Annotated in this window: 19 protein-coding genes; 5 read left to right on the top strand and 14 right to left on the bottom strand. The window is 63.7% G+C overall.

The annotated features are described in order from the left end of the window. Positions 1-11 precede the first annotated feature (11 nt). A complete protein-coding gene (locus tag D5125_08040) occupies positions 12-1,172 on the bottom strand; it encodes a LysM peptidoglycan-binding domain-containing protein (protein ID QFY89440.1) in 1,161 nt (386 codons plus the stop codon). 174 nt (positions 1,173-1,346) lie between these two features. Between D5125_08040 and D5125_08045 the strand changes: the two genes are divergently transcribed. Together D5125_08045 and D5125_08050 are read left to right on the top strand one after the other, a co-directional pair. Further along, positions 1,347-1,889, top strand: coding sequence for a peptide deformylase (locus D5125_08045; GenBank protein ID QFY89441.1), 543 nt, complete (start codon positions 1,347-1,349; stop codon positions 1,887-1,889). 48 nt (positions 1,890-1,937) lie between these two features. Beyond that, positions 1,938-2,342, top strand: a complete 405-nt coding sequence (locus D5125_08050) for a response regulator (GenBank protein QFY89442.1) — start codon at positions 1,938-1,940, stop codon at positions 2,340-2,342. A 1-nt stretch (position 2,343) separates the two neighbouring features. Here D5125_08050 and D5125_08055 read toward each other — a convergent pair whose 3' ends face one another. The 10 genes from D5125_08055 to D5125_08100 form a co-directional block, all read right to left on the bottom strand. Beyond that, positions 2,344-3,237, bottom strand: a complete 894-nt coding sequence (locus tag D5125_08055) for a YkgJ family cysteine cluster protein (protein ID QFY89443.1) — start codon at positions 3,235-3,237, stop codon at positions 2,344-2,346. A 180-nt stretch (positions 3,238-3,417) separates the two neighbouring features. Then, complete coding sequence (locus D5125_08060) at positions 3,418-5,415, bottom strand: adenylyl-sulfate reductase subunit alpha (protein QFY89444.1); 1,998 nt, start codon at positions 5,413-5,415, stop codon at positions 3,418-3,420. 51 nt (positions 5,416-5,466) lie between these two features. Continuing rightward, positions 5,467-5,940, bottom strand: a complete 474-nt coding sequence (aprB, locus tag D5125_08065; protein ID QFY89445.1) for an adenylyl-sulfate reductase subunit beta — start codon at positions 5,938-5,940, stop codon at positions 5,467-5,469. Positions 5,941-6,219: 279 nt separating this feature from the next. Next, positions 6,220-6,420: a SlyX family protein gene (locus tag D5125_08070; GenBank protein QFY89446.1), complete on the bottom strand. Its 201-nt coding sequence runs from the start codon at positions 6,418-6,420 to the stop codon at positions 6,220-6,222. A gap of 100 nt (positions 6,421-6,520) precedes the next feature. Next, positions 6,521-6,871 carry a helix-turn-helix transcriptional regulator gene (locus D5125_08075; protein QFY89447.1) on the bottom strand — a complete coding sequence of 117 codons (351 nt, stop codon included), beginning with the start codon at positions 6,869-6,871 and terminating at the stop codon, positions 6,521-6,523. Next, entirely contained in the window at positions 6,868-7,749 is an 882-nt protein-coding gene (locus D5125_08080) for a response regulator (GenBank protein ID QFY91092.1), read from the bottom strand. The genes D5125_08075 and D5125_08080 overlap by 4 nt, the downstream gene beginning before the upstream one ends. Positions 7,750-7,891: 142 nt before the next feature. Next, positions 7,892-10,219, bottom strand: a complete 2,328-nt coding sequence (locus tag D5125_08085) for a histidine kinase (protein QFY89448.1) — start codon at positions 10,217-10,219, stop codon at positions 7,892-7,894. A gap of 299 nt (positions 10,220-10,518) precedes the next feature. Beyond that, complete coding sequence (locus D5125_08090; GenBank protein ID QFY89449.1) at positions 10,519-10,980, bottom strand: peroxiredoxin; 462 nt, start codon at positions 10,978-10,980, stop codon at positions 10,519-10,521. A gap of 105 nt (positions 10,981-11,085) precedes the next feature. Further along, positions 11,086-13,119, bottom strand: coding sequence for a tRNA(Met) cytidine acetyltransferase (locus tag D5125_08095; protein ID QFY89450.1), 2,034 nt, complete (start codon positions 13,117-13,119; stop codon positions 11,086-11,088). Positions 13,120-13,377: 258 nt separating this feature from the next. Next, positions 13,378-14,208 (bottom strand): flagellin FliC, encoded by an 831-nt coding sequence (locus D5125_08100; GenBank protein ID QFY89451.1) that lies wholly within the window; start codon positions 14,206-14,208, stop codon positions 13,378-13,380. A 269-nt stretch (positions 14,209-14,477) separates the two neighbouring features. Between D5125_08100 and rimK the strand changes: the two genes are divergently transcribed. The 3 genes from rimK to D5125_08115 are packed head-to-tail and all read left to right on the top strand — an operon-like array spanning position 14,478 to position 16,881. Next, positions 14,478-15,401 (top strand): 30S ribosomal protein S6--L-glutamate ligase, encoded by a 924-nt coding sequence (rimK, locus tag D5125_08105; GenBank protein QFY91093.1) that lies wholly within the window; start codon positions 14,478-14,480, stop codon positions 15,399-15,401. Next, a complete protein-coding gene (locus D5125_08110; GenBank protein ID QFY89452.1) occupies positions 15,401-16,438 on the top strand; it encodes a succinylglutamate desuccinylase/aspartoacylase family protein in 1,038 nt (345 codons plus the stop codon). Before rimK ends, D5125_08110 begins: the two co-directional genes overlap by 1 nt. Then, positions 16,435-16,881, top strand: coding sequence for an ATP-dependent zinc protease (locus D5125_08115; protein ID QFY89453.1), 447 nt, complete (start codon positions 16,435-16,437; stop codon positions 16,879-16,881). Before D5125_08110 ends, D5125_08115 begins: the two co-directional genes overlap by 4 nt. Positions 16,882-16,891: 10 nt before the next feature. On the opposite strand, the gene D5125_08120 is transcribed toward D5125_08115, so the two are convergent. The 3 genes from D5125_08120 to lplT all read right to left on the bottom strand — a co-directional run bounded on the left by D5125_08120 (position 16,892) and on the right by lplT (position 19,482). Next, positions 16,892-17,509, bottom strand: coding sequence for a hypothetical protein (locus tag D5125_08120; protein QFY89454.1), 618 nt, complete (start codon positions 17,507-17,509; stop codon positions 16,892-16,894). Then, complete coding sequence (locus D5125_08125) at positions 17,506-18,174, bottom strand: molecular chaperone DnaJ (protein QFY89455.1); 669 nt, start codon at positions 18,172-18,174, stop codon at positions 17,506-17,508. Before D5125_08125 ends, D5125_08120 begins: the two co-directional genes overlap by 4 nt. Before the next feature lie 123 nt (positions 18,175-18,297). Continuing rightward, complete coding sequence (lplT, locus tag D5125_08130) at positions 18,298-19,482, bottom strand: lysophospholipid transporter LplT (protein ID QFY89456.1); 1,185 nt, start codon at positions 19,480-19,482, stop codon at positions 18,298-18,300. Positions 19,483-19,484 lie beyond the last annotated feature (2 nt).

Here is a 19,484-nt window from a genome sequence, read left to right on the forward strand (position 1 = left end):
ATGGGCCGGGCTCAACGATCCGGGCTGCGCGCCCGGTCCAGCAGGCTGATGGCGTCGGTGGATTGCATGATCAGGGCAAAGCTGACCTGATCAAAGGTGCGGAACACCATGAGGGTGCCGACGGGCTCGTCGGGCAGCTCCAAGCGGGAGTTTTCATCCGGGAACACCCAGCGTTCGACGCGGCTGTAGGACTGCGGCTGTTCGTATTCGTCCAGCCAGCGGTGACGGGTCTGGATGCGTCGTTCGGGGGCATCGCGGTCGAACCAGACCGGGTCATAGATGGTATCGCCGCGCTGGTCAATGGTAAGCACATCGCCGGGCACCACCCCCTGATCCTCGCCGCAGTCGATGGCCACCACATCGTAGCGGCCCATCTTGGACAGGCCGCTGAGGTTGTTGATCACGGCACAGTCGATGGGGTCTTCCGGGGCGCTGGGGAAGAAGCGGGTGATTACCTGCTCCTCCGAGGCGGGCTTGAGGCGGTCGCCTACCTTGAGTTCGATCTCCGATTGCAGCACCACGGCGGTGGCCGGATCGCCCCGCCGCACCGTCTCTACCTCGCCCACATAGATGGCCTCCTGGCCAATCACGGCATTGCTCACGGAGTCCCGGTAGAGCTTGCCGGGGCGCAGCACAAAGTAGCGCTGATCACGCAGGCGGCGGCCGTTGTCACGGATGTAGATCTTCTGCCCGGGGCCGCCGATGATGTGACTCTTGCCGGCGTTGACCACATAGGGTGCGTCCTCCAGCTCGCCCGGCTCCACCACATAGGGCCGGGTGAGAAATTGATGGATGATGTTCAGCGGGATCTCGGGGATGGGGTTTTCGATATGCTCTGCCCGCACCCTGGGGCTGAGCTTGACCACCCGCAGTTCGGCGCGCTGGACGCTGAGGCTGGGCAGGCCATCGGCATCCCGGCCCAGCACTACCGTATCGCCGGGGTAGATCAGGTTGGGGTCGCTCAACTCGGGGTTGCCCTTCCATACCTGCGGCCACTGCCAGGGTGCGCGCAGGAATCGCTCGGCGATGCCCCACAGGGTATCATCGGCCTGTACCTGATAGCTGTCGGGGGCATCCGGCCTGAGGGCAATTGTATTCTCCACCGCCAGCACAGGTGCCATGAGCAGGCCCGTCAGGAGAATCCCTGCGATTTTTAGGCTGAACTTGGACATGGAAATTCCTTATAGTTGAGTATTGCTGCGAAGTTTAGCCTAAAATTTACCCAATTCAAAGCCGATCGTCAAATTTGTTTCTAGCCCAATCAGAGGGTTAGCGTACAAAGCTTTTGCGGCTTCATAAGAACGGCACTCAGCAGCCCAATTCCACTAACGATATGTGACTCATCCATGGCCATTCTCGATATCCTGCACTTTCCCGATCCCCGTCTGCGCACCCTGGCCAAACCGGTCGAGGAGGTGGATGATGACCTGCGTCAGCTGATCGACGACATGTTCGACACCATGTACCAGGCCCCCGGCATCGGCCTGGCCGCCACCCAGGTCAACGTCCATCGGCGTCTGATCGTGATCGACGTGAGCGAGGACCAATCCGACCCCCTGGTGTTGATCAACCCGGAGATCATCGACCGGGGCGGGGTCGAGAGCATGGACGAGGGCTGTCTGTCGGTACCGGGATTCTACGAAAAGGTCAGCCGCGCCGATTGGGTGCAGGTACGCGCCAGCGGCCGTCTGGGCGAGCCCCTGGAATTGCGGGCCGAGGGCCTCAAGGCGGTGTGCATCCAGCACGAGATCGACCACCTGGACGGCAAGCTGTTCGTCGATTACCTGTCCAGCCTGAAGCGCCAGCGCATCCGCAAAAAGCTGGAGAAAGAGGCCAGGGACAGGCCGGACGGTCGGGCCGATGCCAGCCACAAACAGCAGTTGATCTGATGGCCGGGCCGGGCTGCCCGTTGCAACAAACAGAATAAGGGGAGACAGATGACCCAACTCAAGGCATTGATCGTGGATGACATGCAATCCATGCGTCTGATGATAAAGCAGGTGTTACAGCAACTGGGCTTCGGCCAGGTGGATCAGGCCCCCAACGGGGCCAAGGGTTTCGAGCTGGTCCGCCTGAACGGCTACGACCTGGTCATCTCCGATGTGGAAATGCCGGAGCTGAGCGGTCTGGACATGCTCGGCCTGATCCGCAAGGATGCGAAACGCAAACAAACCCCGGTGATCATGCTCACCGCCGTGCAGGACCGTCAGCAGATCATGCGCGCGGTGGAGGCCGGGGCCAGTGGCTACCTGGTCAAGCCGGTCAACCCCGCCAGCCTGGCCACCCGGGTACGGGCCGTGATGAACCAGAACAACAAGCCTCTGCCGCCCCGGGGGGCCTGATTCAGCTGCCTACCTCGCGCATCAAGTCCTCCTTCTTCTGCTCTGCCCGGGCGATCTCGGCCTGACGGCGCAGCTCCCAGACCTCCTGGCGCTCGACCACGCGCCGCTCCCAGACGCCCTCCTGTTCCTCGATGGTCTTCTCGCCAAACAGCACCTGCTTGAGGAAGGCCATGGCGAACTGCAGGGCGAAGACGTCGTCGTGCTCGATCTGCTCGAACACGCTGGCATCCAGGGCATAGGAGGCGCGGAAGGAGGCACTGGCGACAAACTTGCGGAAGCGGTCGATGTCGTAACAGGCCATGAAGAACAGCTGCAGGCTGGTCTCCGAGGGGCGGCCGATGGCGGGCCCGGCAGACTTCTTTTTCAGGATCAGCTGCAGGAAATCACGGTTGTGCTCGTCGTAGTCGATCACCCCCTGTTCGGCGCGGTATTCGTCGATGCTCTGCTCCTGCTCCTCCTCGTGCCCCTTGCAGTGCTCCTCCTTGACCAGGCTGTAGGCCTGTTTCTCGTTGGGCTCGTCGCTGGGCTTCATGGCCAGCAGGGCCACCGGATAATAGCGGCAGGCGGTGGGGCGGTTCGCATAGATGCTACAGCCCTCGCCCTCCACCATGAACAGGCAGGCACCCTCGTCGGTGGTACGCATCTTGATGCCGGGTATGCCGTGGTTATCCATCTCAAAGGGCACCGTATGCCTCTGCAGTACCTCGGTGGAACCCAGCCCCAGGTGCTGCTTGATGCGGATCAGGTCATAGGGGGTGAGGGTGATATCGGCCTGGCGACAACAGGCATTGAAGCAGGATACCTGCGGGTGACAACGGAAGTTAAAGCGCTTGCCCTCCACCATCAATTCGGGAAGGACGCTGCTCTTGAAGGGAATTTCCATGGAATCGCTCATAATTGAATTACCGGGTTGGATGGGCTGGCACTCTGCCAAGTGGTGAAAGAAGTTAAGTATAGAGGCTTGGGTGATGAAAGCGGACCGGGATGGCTTAAATTCAGGCAAAAAAAATCCGGGCCTCCGCAGAGGCCCGGATGAGAGAGTTTTACCGCGCCCGCAAGCGCGGCTCAATCACTCTTAGTGGCCGCCCTGGAACAGCTTGGCCTTATCCACCACATCTACGTGCGCCCGCTTGAAGCACTTGTAGGTCTTGGCTTCCTTGTCATAGATGGAGTTCACGAAGCACTTCCAGTTTTCCTCATCGACAAAGTTCTTGTCCATGCGGTAGTAGAAGCCCGGATAACGGGATTCTTCACGGAACTGGATGTGTTTCATGTGGGCCTCAGCCGTCATCACGCGATGGTAGTTTTCCCAGGCGCGCAGCAGTTCGTGCAGGTCTTTTGCACGCAGCTTGAGGGAGTCTTCCTTCAGCATTTCCAGCTTCTGCTCGGCCAGTTCCAGCATGTGCTCGTTGGTGGTGTAGTAGGTGGCCACACCGGCAACGTATTCGTCCATGACCTTCTGCAGACGGAACTGGAACATCTTCGGCGTGATGTAGTTGGGGTTCACGTCGATGGCGGTGCTGTAGTCCTTGTGCTCCAGGTAGTTGCGTACCGGACGGTAGATCTCATCCACCAGGTCTTCCACCGAGGTGTCCAGCTCGGGCTTGAGGTCCTTGTTGTCCATCACGTACTTGACCATGGCCTTGGCCGCCAGACGGCCTTCGGCATGGGAACCGGAGGAGAACTTGTGGCCGGAAGCGCCAACGCCGTCACCGGCGGTGAACAGGCCAGACACCGTGGTCATGCCGCGGTAGCCCCAGTTCCAGCCCTTGGGCAAGTGCTCGGGAACGCCGGCCTCGGTCTCGTCGGTGGGCGCGCCCACATCTTCCGGGCCAGAGGTCCAGATGCCGCAGCAGCCGGAGTGCGAGCCCAGCAGGTAGGGTTCGGTGGGCATCAGTTCGGAGTTCTTCTTCTCCGGTTCGATGTTTTCACCGGCCCAGATACCGCACTGGCCGATACACATGTCGAGGAAGTCTTCCCAGGCTTCGGCTTCGAGGTGCTTGACTTCACGCGGCGAGAGGGTTTCACGCAGGTTGGCCAGAGCAGTGACGGTATCCATCCAGATGGGACCGCGACCTTCCTTCATTTCCTTCAGCATCAGGTGGTTACGCAGGCAGGATGCGGGTACGGCGGCCTGGCCATAGGGCGGGTAGTCGTCCAGCATCTCCTTGTTGGAGACCATGTAGGGTTCGCCGTAGGCATTGGTGGCCTTGGACTTGAACAGCAGGAACCAGGCACCCACCGGGCCGTAACCGTCCTTGAAGCGGGTGGGCACGAAGCGGTTTTCCATCATGGTCAGCTCGGCACCGGCCTCGGCGGCCATGGCATAGGTGGAACCGGCATTCCATACGGGATACCAGGCGCGACCCGTGCCTTCACCGACGGAGCGGGGACGGAAGATGTTGACGCAACCGCCAGCGGCCAGCAGGATGGCCTTGGCCTTGTAGATGAACAGCTTGTGTTCACGCACCGAGAAGCCGACAGCGCCGGCGATGCGGTTCTTGTCGTTCTTGTCGTTGACCAGCTTGACGATGAACACGCGCTCGTCGATGTTGTCCACGCCGATGGCCTTCTTGGCCGCTTCAGCGACGATCCACTTGTAGGATTCGCCGTTGATCATGATCTGCCACTTGCCGGAACGCACCGGCTTGCCGCCGTCCTTCAGCGGGGTCATGCCCTTGGAGCCGTCGTGACGCTCGCCGTTTTCGTCCAGCTTCCAGATCGGCAGGCCCCATTCTTCGAACAGGTGCACGGACTCGTCCACGTGACGGCCCAGGTCGTAGGCCAGGTCGTCGCGGGTGATGCCCATCAGGTCGTTGGAGACCATGCGCGCATAGTCAGCCGGATCCTGTTCCGAACCGATGTAGGTGTTGATGGCGGACAGACCCTGGGCGACAGCGCCGGAACGGTCCATGGCGGCCTTATCGACCAGCTTGATGCTGATGTTGCCACCGGCGGCCTTGACCCAGGGGCCAATTTCATAGGCCGCGCCACAGCAAGCCATGCCACCGCCGATCAGCAGGATGTCGACCTCTTCTTGGACGACTTCCGGATTTCCGAATTCTCCAGCCATTGGATATATACCTCTATAGATTACACATTGGGTTTGCTTGAACGAGCGCGCTTATTTGCGGATCAGTTCGCTGGGGTCGCCGGCACGGTAGCCGTTCTGCTCGTTGTGATTGAAGAAGCCAGGCTCTGCAATCTTGGCGATATCCGCTTCGGGCTTGTTGCCGTAAGGATCGATGGAGCCTTCAGCGGTGGTGCGGATGGGGAACTTGAAGCGCTTCATGGTGCCGTTGCGGAACTTGATGGTCCACATGATGGAGTCGGTGCCGCGCAGGGGTTGCACGGAAGCGCCCAGGGGCACGATGTCGGCGTAAGGACGGGCCTCGATGGCCTGCTGCGGGCAGATCTTGACGCAGGAATAGCATTCCCAGCACTGCTCGGGTTCCTGATTGAAGGACTTCATGGCATGGCCGGTTTCGGAGCCGTCCTTGTCCAGTTTCATCAGGTTGTGCGGGCAGATGTACATGCACGCAGTCTTGTCCTGGCCCTTACAGCCATCGCACTTCTCAGTACGCACAAATGTTGGCATAGTCGGTTTCTCCTAATTCACTGCTGTGAAACGTGCCCCAGATGGGGCTTGGTTAAATGCGGCCGACATCGCCTGCCGCTGTAACTGCATCTGAGCGGACCAATGCGGGTCGGCCCGGGCGGTCAGAATCCGCCAGTGTCAGTGGGTAGGGGAAGATAAAGCCAATGGGCCAAAAGCGCCAAACAGTTTTACCCACGGCGGCCATAAAGCAGCTTTATTTGAGTGGTTTGATAGGTTATTGCCCCCTCCCCCAGACACGCTCAGGCCGGGCAGTCCGGATCAATAATGCGGCGGCCGCTCTGGGCCATCCGCACCCAGGGGCGAGGGGCTGATGGCCTTGAGCCGATCCTTGAGCTGCTCGACCTGCTCGGCCAGCCGCTCGATCTGCCGCTGCTGGTTGAGCACGGCCTGATTAAGCCCGTCTATGGCCTCGTCCTGAAACGCCAGGCGGGTCTCCAGTTCAATGAGTTGATCGTTCATGACATTTGAATAGCCAAAGAGTGAAAACCAAAATCGGAGCGCAAAGAACGCGAAGAAGGCGCAAAGGACGAATCGCGGGCAAGCCTTGAGCGCTAGCTAGCTAGCGATAGCGGTCATCCAGATTGGCCGGGCAGAGCACCGAGCGCATGATGCCGATCAGCTCCAGCAGCTTGGGATTGCGGATGCGGTAGAAGATGCGGTTGGCCTCCTTGCGCGAGACCAGGATGTTCTTGTTGCGCAACTGCTCCAGATGCTGGGAGATGTTGCTTTGCGAGGTGCCGGTCTGATCGACGATATCGCCCACCGACATCTCCTCCTCGCCCAGGGTGCAGAGGATCTTCCAGCGCAGCGGATGGGCCATGGCCTTGAGGGCGTTGGCGGTCAGTTCGGTGTCCTCTTCATCCTGCGGCGCCTGGTCCGTGGCGGTTGGCCTGGGTGCGGTGTCGCTCATGGGTTGTCTCCGGCGCTGGCGAGCAGCTCACAGCCTGCGTCCTGGCATTGTTTGATGTAGCCACTCATGTTCTTTGCAATACAGAGGATATCACTGATGCCACCGTCCTCATCGCGCAAGGCCGAGCGGGAGAACAATATAGGTACGCGTCGCCCATCGTGGGTGATGAAACGCGCCTCTATGTCCTTCAACGCGCCGGTACGGATCAGCGCCTCCAGCCAGGTGCCCATGAAGGCCCCGGCCTGCTCGTCGTCCGGCTCCTCGAACACATCGCCTATGCCCATGCCGAGCAGGTCGGCCTCGGCATAGCCGAGCATGGCGCAGGCGGCGGGGTTGACCCGCTGAATCACCCCCCCAGGGTCGAGCACCAGCAGGGCCTCGCCCATGAACTGGATGATGTTGTGCAGATACTGGTTGCTGCGCTTGAGTTCGGCGGTGCGCTCGGCAACCTGGCGCTCCAGTTCCTGATTGAGCTGGCGCTCTTTTTCGATCAGGCGGAAATAGGTGCTGATCTTGTTGATCAGCTGGTTGTCGTCGATCGGCTTGAGCAGATAGTCCACCGCGCCCACGTCATAGCCCTTCTGCTGAAATTCCTCGGTCTTGAAGGCGGCGGTGAGGAAGATGATGGGGATGTCCCGGGTGCGCTTGCGGATCTTGAGCATGGAGGCGGTCTGAAAGCCGTCCATCTCCGGCATCTGCACATCCAGGATGATCAGATCGATATCGGGCTGGTCCAGGGCCAGTTGCAGGGCCTGCTTGCCCGAAGCGGCCTCGACGATCTCCACCTCCATGTGCTGACGGATCAGCTGGCGCAGGGTGAACAGATTATGGGCGTTGTCATCAACGGCAAGCAGTTTGAATCCGGTGTAGCGTTTCATCATGGATAGGGATCGGGCTGGTTTTTGATTGGTCCGCGAATTATGAGCCTCCAGCGGTCAGCAGCCAGCCGCCAGCTGAATGAACTGATCGTTCCCACGCCAAGCGTGGGAACGATCCAACGCTCCATTATTGGGGCAGCTTTTAGCTGGCGGCTGACCGCTGGCCGCTGGCCGCTTCCGAGATCAGCCGACTGATGGCCTGTTGCAGGTGCATGGGGTTGAAGGGTGGATCCAGCACCCGATCAACACCCTCCAATTGTTGCCCCTGGGTCTTGGCCAGCAGCAGCACCCTGGGGCGCTGGTCCGGCTCCAGGCTGGCCAGCAGGCCGATGGTAGCACGCAGGCCGCTGCCGCCCATAGCGCCATTGAGCAGCACCAGGCCGCAGTCGCCGCCCTGATCGCGCAGGGTGTCGGCCGCCTCCTCGCTATCGGCGGCGGCGCAGACGCGCATGCGCCAGCCCTCCAGCAAGGGGGTCAGGCGCAGCAGGGAGTCGATGTCGTTATCCACGATGAGTATGCCCTGGCCGGAGAAATCCGCCTCCGGCGAGCCCGCCAGTTCCAACTCCGGCAGGCTCAGCTCGGCGGGTTCGTGGCCGATGCGGCGGCCCTCGGCCAGTTGCTCATCGAACGCCTGCGGCAGTCCCAGGGTAAAGCAGGAGCCCTGGCCTGGGGTGCTCTCCACCAGGATATCGCCGCCGAGCAGCTGGGCCAGCTGGCGGCTGATGGTCAGGCCCAGGCCGGAGCCGCCGTAGCGGCGGCTGGTGGAGCCGTCGGCCTGATGAAAGGCGGCGAAGATGCGCCCCAGGCTGGCCGAAGGGATGCCGATGCCGCTGTCCTCGACGCTGATGCACACCGGGTAGCGCTTGTCCGGCCGGTTGCCGTGCAGGCGCAGGGTGGCACCGCCACGGTCGGTGAACTTGACCGAGTTGGAGAGGAAGTTGCGGATGATCTGGGCGATCTTGTCCGGGTCGCTGTGCAGCAGCGTGGGCGCACCAGGCTCGATCACCAGCCTGAGGTTCAGTCCCTTGTCGGCAAACTGGGGGGCAAGCAGGCTATGGATGTCGGCGAGCAGGTCCGGCAGGGGTACATCCTGGATGCTCAGGGCGGCACGGCCGGCCTCGATGCGGGACATATCCAGGATATTGTCGATCAGGCTCTTGAGGTTGCCCGCCGCCTCGTGGATCACCCGCGCCTGCTCGGCGGACTGGGCCGGTAGCCGGGCGCTCTCCTGGGCGAGCATCTTGGACAGCAGCAGGATGGAGTTGAGCGGGGTGCGCAGCTCGTGGCTGACGTTGGCGAGAAACTCGGATTTGTAGCGGTTGGAGGCCTCCAGCGCCTGGCTGTGGGCGCGCAGGCGAGCGATGTTCTCATGGTGTTGCTGGCCCAGGGCGGTGAGGCTCTCGCCGAAGCGGCGCAACTCGCTGGGGCGCTTCCAGTCAAACAGCACCGGCTTGTTCAGCTCCACCACCTGGCGGATGCCCTCGGTGACCCGGTGACTGACCCGCGCCGCCCGCTTGGCCACCCAGTGGGCGGCGATCAGGGTGAGTATCACCAGGCCTGTGATGATCGCCGCCACCCGCAGCGACAGGGAGAAGCTGACGCTGTCCAGGGGCGAGGGGTCCACCGCCCGGCCCACCCAGAGGATGCCGTCGCCATCGGTGGGGAACATGGGTAGCCAGATGGCCTGCTGGCGGCCGCTCTGCCACAGCGCCAGCTGCTGGCTGGCGAACAGCTGCTCCAGCCCGGCGAAATCGGCAAAGGCGTTGCCGCTGTCCTCTTGCACCCCCTCAAAGCGCAGATAGCTGCCGTCCTCCAGCACCCAATGGATATCCCGGTATTCCCGCGCCATGCCGCCGATATCCACCGACATCACCGCCGCGCCCACCGGGTCCTTGCTGCCGTTGAAGGCGATCGGGGCGACTATGTGCAGGTGCATGCTCTCCTGCGCTGCCTGGCGGTCGCCAATCACCAGCGGGCTCACCAGCACGGTATCGTGGCGCTCGGCCAGGGCCGCCTGAATCAGCTCCTGGGAGGGCATCACCGGCATCTCGGGGTCCGGCTTGAGGGGGGCATCCGCGTCCTTGCGGCTGAGCCAGAACTGGGGCAGACCGGCCTGATTCAGAAACAGCACCTGCTCGATATCACCCATATTGGCCAGCAGCCGGTTCATCCAGTTGCTGTAACGGGCGCGCTCCTGGTCCAGGCGCTGCTGGTCCAGCTCCTCCTCCCGGCCCTGGCGGAACATGATGCCCGGCTCCGGCAGCTTGGCCAGCACCCGAGCCATCTCGTTACGCCGGGCCAGGTGCTGGTCCAGGTTGCGAAAATCGGCGCGCAGGTTCTGCAGATGTGCCTTGTGGTAGAGCGACTCCATGCGCTCCAGTACAAAGGGCAGATTGAGAAACACCGCCCCCAGCAAGGGCAGCAGGCCAAACAGGAACAGAAACAGCAGGATCTGGGTGCGGAGTTTCACCTGGAACGGGATTCAGGGTTTGGGACTCGGGGCTCGGCAGCCTCTGTAGCCCGGATGGAGTGCAACGGAATCCGGGGTTGCTGGTGGGCAGGGCCACCCCGGATTTCGCCCTTCGACAGGCTTCCTGTGCTGAGCATCGTCGAAGCAAGGACAGCGCTCCGCTGCATCCGGACTAGCATTTTGCGGCTCCCAGTCAGGGCTCGGAGCTCCCAGGATAAGAGGCAACAGCCAGGTTGTTTCACAGTAAGTTTAGATATGTGGCGGCAATCAGCTTACAGGCCGCTCTTGGCAGCCCCACCTCAAAGCGCTTTCACCAACTCCAGGATCTGCGCCGCATGGCCTTTGGGCTTGACGTCGTAGAGGGCGTGGCGGATGACGCCCTGCTGGTCGATGATGAAGCTGGAGCGGACTATGCCCAGACGCCGCTCGCCGTTGCGCTCCTTCTCCTGCCAGACGCCAAAGGCCTCGCACAGGGTGCCGTCGATGTCTGCCAGCAGGTTGACGGTGAGGCCGTGGCGATCACGGAAATCGGCGTGACTGACGCAGTCATCCCGGCTGATGCCGAACACCAGGCTATCGGCGGCATCGAATTCCTCCATCAGGTCGGTGAACTCTATGGCCTCCAGTGTGCAGCCGGTGGTGTTGTCCTTGGGGTAGAAAAACAGCACCAGGTTCTTGCCCGCCAGGCTGGTGGAATCCCACATGCGCATGTCGGCATCGGGCAATTCAAAGACAGGTGCGGGCTGGCCGGGTTGAAGCATGCGGGTTCTCCTCGGAACGGGTGCCCTAAGGCTGGGCAGATGGGGCGAATCCTAACGGGGATTGGCCGACTGTCAACGAAAAATTGCGCGGTCGTGAGTCAGCTTTCAGCCTTCAGCCATCAGCCCCCTGCTCCTGGCCAGCGCCAGTTGCAATCCTGTCTCCACCCCTTGGCGCATGGCCTGCAGCACCTGCCGCTGGCCGGGTAGTTGCAGCAGGGCCGCTACCTCGGCCCAGTCCCGGCCCTGTAGCACCTTGAGGATCAAGGGCCGCAGCAGTTCGGCGTCCAGTCCGCTGGCCGCTGCCCGGCAGGTCCAGCGCCACAGGGCCAGGCGCGCCCCGGCGTAATCCCGCTGGCCCTGGGCGAAGGCCTGCGCGTCCCGCCAATCCGTCTCACTGAGCGCGGGCAGTCGGGAGGCGGAATGAAACAGCAGGGCGGCGACCTCCGGCTCCAGCTGACGCAGGGGGTCGCCCAGCAGATAGGGTAGCTGCTCGTCAAAACGCCCTTGCAATTTCCCCTGCAATGCCTGACCCGCCGCCGAGAGCCCCTGCAGCATGAGCGCCGAATGCTGGCCGCTGGCGGCATCCCGACGCACCCCCAGGCGTACCGGCACCAAGCCGGCGGCATACCAGAAGGGCAGCAGCTGGGGGCTGGCACCAAAGCTTGCGCCGATACAATCCAGCCCCTGCTGACGGCAATGCTCGATCAGCTGGCGCAGCAGGGCGCTGCCCAGCCCCTGCCGCTGGCGCTGCGGATGCACGGCAATGCGCATGATGCGGCCATAGCGCAACTGCGCCGCCTCCGCCCGACCGCTGTGCAGGGCCAGGCCCTGGGGCAGCAAATGGCCGCGCAGCCGCCGCTCGCCCCGGCTGACGGCACAGGCCAGGGTCTTATCCAGACCGCCCTCACGCAGACAAAGCAGCACCGCCAGGGGGCCTTGGTCCGGATCGGGGCCATCCAGCAGCCAGCAGGCAAGCTCCGGGTCATCCAGCAGGCGGCGCAGGTCGGAGGGCCGGGTCTGGTAATGGGCCGCCAGCAGCAGGCCATGGACCTGGCGCAGCAGGCCCTCGTCCTGGCTCAGCCGCTCGCCATCGACCCGGCGGCAGGACAGACCCTGCTGGGCTAGGGGCTGAGTGTGGATGATGCCAGGGTCGGCCTGCTGCCTGACCCGCCCCCCTGAGCTAAGCGAAGCACCTGGGCTGAGCGAGGCCTCGGCATCCAGCAGCAAGGCCTGATAGAGAAAGCCCTCCAGGGGATCATCAAGGGCCCAGCGAACCGGTTGCCGCAAGTGGCACTGACGCCAGCCAGGGGCGAGCCGGTCCAGACGCTGGGCAAAGCGCAGCACGAAGCCGCGTCCGGTGCCTTCGTAGCCCTGTACCGTGGTGGCGAAGACCATGCGGTTGTAGCGCTCCAGCAGGGTCTCCAGCAGGGGGCCGGGGATGGCGGCGGCCTCGTCCACCAGCAGCAGGTCGGCATCTGGCTGGCAGCGTAGCAGCGCATCCGGCGCTACAAAGACGAGGCTGCCGCCCGCTATGTCCAGTCGCCAGCCCCGGCGCCTGGCCCCTGGCAGGGCCTGCTCGGCCTGGGCAAACAGGGTCTCGACCATATCTACCCTGGGGGCAGTGACCCGGATTCGCGCCAGCCCCTGCTGCAACAGCCCCGCCGCCGCCAGGCCCAGCAGGCTGGACTTGCCCCGCCCACGATCGGCCACCAGCACCAGGGGTTGCCGCGCTCGACCCAGGGCGGTACGCCGCAGGGGCTCAAGCGCCTGCCGCTGATCCGGGGTCAGGCACAGGGGCTGGTCGGCCAAGGGCCGGGGCGGGGCCTGCCACTGGGGCAGATCGGTGTCGGCAGCAAACCAGCGAAAGCCGGGCTGTTGGCGCAACATGCGCTCCAGCCGCTGCATGAAATGGTGACGAAAGCCCTGCGGGTGGTCGCTGATGCGTTGCAGGTAGGGGTCGGGGACAGATCCGTCGGACAAGGACGCCGGCAACAGCAAGAGCAACAGACCGCCGCCGCGCAGACAACCACAGCCGGCGGCCAGGGCATCGGGGTCCAGTCCGCTGTGGGCGTCGAACACGAGCAGATCCAGCTCCTGGCCCAGCTTCTGGCGGATTCGCTGGGCGGGCAGGCAGTCCATCCCCGGCGGTCCCTGCTCACCCAGCCAGAGGGCGCGGCAGGGCGCTGCGGCCAGCGGGGTCAGCCGAGGCCACAGGGATTCAGGGGGGGCCTGGCTGATCCAGACCTGGCGGATTTCAGGAGACAGGGGACAGATGACAGAGGACAGAGGGTGAGGGGCTGAGGACGGAGGTCAGAAGACAGAGGGCGTGCCTTGGTGTTGCTCCGCGCCGCCGCACAGCGACGCAAAAATCTGTCTTCCGTCCTCCGTCTTCTGTCCTCAGCCCAGCAGCCCGGACACCAACTGGGCATTGATGTTGCTGGCCTGGCCCATCATGGCGGCGGAGGATTGTTGCAGGATCTGGCCGCTGGTCATGCTGGAGGTTTCGCGGGCAAAGTCGGCATCCATGATGCGGCCCTCCGCCCTTGCCTGGGCCTCGGACATGCTCTGCAGGTTGCTGATTACGGAGTCCATGCGATTGGCGCTAGCACCGATCTCGGCCTGGGTCGAGGCGACCTGATCCATGGCGGTATCCAGGGAACCCAGTGCCGCGCTGGCGTCGGCGGCGGTGCCTATGGAGAAGCTGCTGTCCAGCACGTTGCTCAGGTCCGATTGGAGGTTGCCGGTAGGTACGCTCAGGGTATCGCCATTGTTGGCCCCCACCTGAATTTCCACTGAATCCCCTGAGGTGAACAAGGGTTTGCCATTGAAGGTGGCGTTGCCGAGGGTATCGCTGACCTGGCTTTGCAGCTGAGAGAACTCCTGCTGCATCATGGCCCGGTCGCTGTCGCTGTAGAGGCCGTTGGAGGCCTGCATGGCCAGGTCCCGCATACGCATCAGGCTGTCGTTGACCTCACTGGTGGCGGCATCGGCCACCCCCAGCATGGAACTGGCATCACCGGCATTGCGCTCGGCCATGTTCATGCCGTTGAACTGGGCCAGCATACGCTGGGCCACCGCCAGACCGGCGGCATCGTCCTTCGCCTGATTGATGCGCTGGCCGGAGGACATGCGCTGCATGGCCTGTTCCATCTGGTTGTTTGTCTTGTCCATCCGGTTGCCGGTGAACAGGGACATGGACTGATTGTTGGCGGAAATGCTGGCCACCATCTGAACCTCCGTCTGTGCGTCTGCTAGGGAATGATCCCGGACCGCGCTACCCCCGCAGGAGGTCTTTGGTCTGGGATGACTGTACCTTCAAGCATAGCAATTTTTTGCCGAAAGTTTCCAGCCGTTTGCCAGGTAAAGGCAAAACTGTGACGCAGTACACAGAATGGGGCCGCAGGCTGGTGCTGTTTCCCGCAAATGCCTGGGTTATACTGCCCGGCCAATGTGATGGCCACGATGGCTGCCCCCTCCCCGACCCCAAGGCCCATCCGATGAAGATCGCCCTGCTCTCGCGCAATCCCAAGCTCTATTCCACCCAGCGCCTGGTGGAAGCCGCCCAAGAGCGCGGCCATGAGATCCGCGTGCTCGATGCCCTGCGCTGCTACATGAATATCACCATGAACCGCCCCAGCGTACATTACCGAGGCGAGGAGCTGGCCCTCTTCGATGCCGTGATCCCGCGTATCGGTGCCTCGGTCACCTACTACGGCACCGCCGTGCTGCGCCAGTTCGAGATGATGGGCACCTTCCCGCTCAACGAATCGGTCGCCATCACCCGCTCCCGCGACAAGCTGCGCTCCCTGCAACTGCTGTCGCGCAAGGGCCTGGGCCTGCCGGTGACCGGTTTTGCCCACAAGCCGGACGATGTAGAGGACCTGATCAAGATGGTCGGCGGCGCGCCGCTGGTGATCAAGCTGCTGGAGGGCACCCAGGGCATAGGCGTGGTGCTGGCGGAGACCCCGCAGGCGGCGGAGAGCGTGATCGAGGCCTTCATGGGCCTGAAGACCAATATTCTGGTACAGGAGTTCATCAAGGAGGCCGGCGGCTCCGACATACGCTGTTTCGTCATCGGCGAGAAGGTGGTGGCGAGCATGAAGCGCCAGGGCAAGGAGGGCGAATTCCGCTCCAACCTGCATCGCGGCGGCACCGCCAGCCTGGTGCGGATCAGCCCGGAGGAGCGCTCAACGGCGGTGCGGGCCGCCAAGACCATGGGCCTGAACGTGGCCGGGGTCGATCTGCTGCGCTCCAACCACGGCCCGGTGGTGATGGAGGTTAACTCCTCGCCGGGGCTGGAGGGCATAGAGCGGGCCACCGGCAAGGATATCGCCGGGATGCAGATCCAGTTCATCGAAAAGCGCCTGGAAGAGCTGCACACCAGCCGCTCCAATCCGAGCAAGACGCGGGGCCGTGGCTGATGCGCAAGGCCTTTGAGCTGCTCGGCCAGCAGGTCCCTGCCGGTAGCCGCCGGGTCGTCGAGCTGCCCATGCCCAAGCTCAACTCCCACAGCCAGCTGGGCATGCCGGTACATGTCATCCACGGCCGTCAACCAGGCCCCGCGCTCTTTGTCAGCGCCGCCATCCACGGCGATGAACTCAATGGCATAGAGATCATTCGCCGGGTACTGGCCAGCAAGACAGTATCCCGTCTCCGTGGCACCCTGATCGCGGTGCCCGTGGTCAATGTCTATGGCCTGATCCAGGAGAGCCGCTACCTGCCTGACCGACGTGATCTCAACCGCTCCTTCCCCGGCTCTGACCACGGCTCCCTGGCGGCGCGTCTGGCCGATCTGTTCATGCAGGAGATAGTGCAGCGCAGCAGCCACGGCATCGACCTGCACACCGGCTCCCTGCACCGCAACAACCTGCCGCAGATCCGCGCCAATCTGGACAACCCGGAAACCCTGCGCCTGGCCCACTGCTTCGGCGTGCCGGTGCTGCTCAACTCCCTGCTGCGGGATGGTTCCCTGCGTCAGGCCGCCTGTGAGCGCGGCGTGCCCATTCTGCTCTACGAGGCCGGCGAGGCCCTGCGCTTCGACGAGCTGGCGATTCGCGCCGGTTACAGCGGGGTGCTCAATGTGATGCGTGAGCTGGGCATGTTGACCGCCCCGCGCAACCGACCCAGGCCCAAGCGGCCGCCCTTCATCGCCCGCAGCAGCAAATGGGTAAGGGCACCGGACAGCGGGATGTTGCGCACCCGGGTGGCGCTGGGGGCCTCGGTGGCGGTGGGGGACCTGCTTGGCTTTGTCGATGACCCTTCCAGCGGCAGCCGCGAGGAGATCCGCGCCGAATATGCCGGGGTCGTCATCGGCCGCCTGGAGATGCCGCTGGTACACGAGGGCGATGCCATTTTTCACATCGCCCGCTACAAGGATGAGATCGCCGAGGTCAGCGAGCAGGTGGAGAGCTTTCAGGCCAACTATGCCCAGATCATCGAACCCGGAGCCAACCCATGAACCTGTCCGTGCTCGGCTGGCGCGAATGGCTGGGGCTGCCCGAGCTGGGCATAGCCCAGATCAAGGCCAAGGTGGACACCGGCGCGCGCAGCTCCTGTCTGCACGCCTTCTTTGTCGAGCGTTTCCGCCAGCAGGGCCGGGACTTCGTCCGCTTTGGCGTGCATCCGCTGCAAAAGAGCAGGGAACAGGCAGTGATCTGCCAGGCCCCATTGCTCGATCAGCGTATCGTCTCCGACTCCGGCGGCCATCGCGAGCAGCGCTGCGTGATCCAAACCCCGGTGCTCATAGGCCAGGCCCGGCACCCGATCGAGATCACCCTCAGCGACCGCGACAGTATGCGCTTTCGCATGTTGCTCGGCCGCACCGCCCTGATCGGCCGCTATCAGGTCGATCCCCAGGCCTCCTACCTCAGCGGCAAGCCTGTCCTCCCACCTTCGATCTGAGCCGAAGCGATCAACCCGCCTGAGCGACGCGGGTATCCTCTGTGTCACCGCCTGGGCGTTTGATGAAATACACATCCTTGAGGTTGTAGGCCTTGTAGCGGCCGGGCTTGCGTCGGCCCTCGCCGCCGTAGCTGAGCACCTTGCCGATCTTCCGGTCGAAGTCGATCCAGTGGACAAAGATGCCACTGTGCCCGACGCGGTTGTAGGAGTGATTGACGAAATAGAGCCAATCGCCAGGGCGGATTTGCCCAGGCTTGGCGTAGGGGCCCTGCTTCCTGCCCTTGAACAGGATGCGATTGTTGTCGCCATAACCGGCACGGTGAAACACGGTATTGATCCAGTTCCAGCAGCTGCCGCGGATAATGGCCCGCTCCTCCAGCGCCAGCTTGCGCCCGGTGCGCAACACCTCCCGCGCCGCTGGTGCCGCCTGCACCTCGGCCAGCACCACCTCGCCCAGAGCAGGGTCTGTAGCCTGCCCCTTGCCTGTAGCGGCCCTGGCGGCTGGGGTCAGGGCCGCCACCATGGGTTGGACCACCGGCCTCAGCACCGGGCCGGACAGGTCCAGATCGGTGCGGGTGCAGCCTGAGAGCAGGCCAAGCAGCAAGACTGGGTATAGGTAAATCTTCATTTGCCACGCAGGTATTCTTCGTCGCGGAAAGAATAAACCCACTCCGGCTTGAATACCACCAGCAGGGTGATGATCCAGCCATTGAGCACGGCCTCGGGGAAGAACATGATAGGAAAAAAGGGCAGCAGGCTGTCTTCCAGGGCGGCGTAGCTGGTCACCCCGCTGGCCGCCAGCAGGGCGGCGGACAGGTAGCCGCAGAGCATACCGGTGAGACCACCGGCGACAAAGGCATTGATGAAGACGAAGACAAAGAAATGCCGGGGCAGGAACTGGCGCACCAGCAGCAGGAACAGATAACTGATGGAGACAGGTGCCAGGGCCACGGTGATCAGGCTGAAGGGGAAGGCGGCCCAGTCGTTCCAGCCGGCCAGGGTGACCCCGAGCAGGGCCAGGCTGGCACCGAGCAGGCCCAGGGCCCAGCCCTGCATCAGGGTCAGGGCGGTAACGCCCAGCAGATGAAACTCAAGCCCGGCACTGACCTCGGTACGCAACAGCCAGAGCATCATCAGGCCGACGATGGCCGCCAGCCAGCCGTTGCCCCGCGCGGGATCGGCCATCAGCGCCCGCCAGGGGGCAAAGCGGATCGCCGCCGCCAGCAGCAGGCCCATGGCCAGCAGGGTGCCCCACCAGAGCGCGGGGCTGAACAAGTTTCCGGTAAATTCCATACAGCTTGGCCGTTGCAGTCTAAACCCAGATTGTAGCCCGGATGGAGGCGATAGCCGGAATCCGGGGTTGTCGCCAGGCATGGCCCATGCCTACCCCGTTGCGCCTTAGAGCCAGCGCAAACCTCAGACCTCCTCCGGCAGGGGCTCGGGCACCCGTGGCAGGTGGAAGGCGATGACCAGGGTGGCGAGCATCACCGTCAGGCCCAGCAGGCCCAGGGCTATTGCTGGATTGGCTTGCTGGGCGGCGGCCCAGGTGTAGAGACCAACCCCTGCCAGCATGGCCAGGTTCTCGAAGAAGTTCTGGATCGCCACCGCGTTGCCGGCGCCGATGGCACGGTGGCCGATCTCCTGCAGGGTGGCGTTGAGTGGCACCAGAAACAGGCCGCCGCTGATACCGATCAGGCTCAGGGTGATGGCGGCGCTGGCGCTGTTCTGCATCAGCCCCAGCAGCAGGATCAGGGCACCCATCAGATAGGCCGCCATGCGCGCCCGGCGCAGCAGCTGCGCCGGGATCAGGCGCGGGGCCAGGGCGGCGCCGGCCACCACCCCCAGGGCCAGCCAGAGGGTCAGGCCGCCGATCTGCGCCGAGCTGTTCATGCCCAGCACCAGCGCCGCCCAGCCCACCAGGGCCACCCGCAGCACCGCCGCCGCGCCCCAGAACAGGGCCGCGCCGAGCAGGCTGAAGCGGGCCCTGCCGGTCTGTAGAAAGCGCCGGGTACGGCCGATGAAATGGCGCAGGGGCTGGGGCTCGGCACCCCGTGCGGGCAGCCGGGGCAACAGCAGGGCGATGCCGATGGAGGCGGCAAAGCTGGCGATGATCAACAGCAGGGCCAGGTCGATGGAATGGTCCGCCAGCTTGCCGCCCACCAGGGTGCCCAGCACGATGGCGACTATGGTGGAACCCTCGATCAGGGCATTGGCCTTGACCAGCTGGTTGCTGCCCACCATCTCCGGCAAGATGCCGTACTTGGCCGGGCCATAGACGGCGGCCCCGGCCCCCACCAGGGCGTAGGCCAGCAGGGGGTCGGTACCGAGCAGGATCAGGGCGGTGCCGAGCAGCTTGAGCAGGTTGCCGGCCAGCAGTACCTGCGGCTTGGGCCAGGCATCCGCCAGCTGCCCCACCCAGGGGGCGAGCAGCACTGGGGCGATGAGAAACACGCTCTGCAGCGCCGGAATGTACCAGCCGCTGGCCATGCCCACCTGCAGGGCCATGGCGATGGCGGTGAACAGGATGGCGTTATCGGCGAAGGCGGTCAGAAACTGCGCCGCCATCAGGGTATGCAGGGGCTGGGTAGGCAGGGATTTCATGG

It is taken from the genome of gamma proteobacterium SS-5 (genome assembly GCA_009497875.2).
GTDB lineage: Bacteria > Pseudomonadota > Gammaproteobacteria > Chromatiales > Chromatiaceae > Magnetovirga > Magnetovirga frankeli.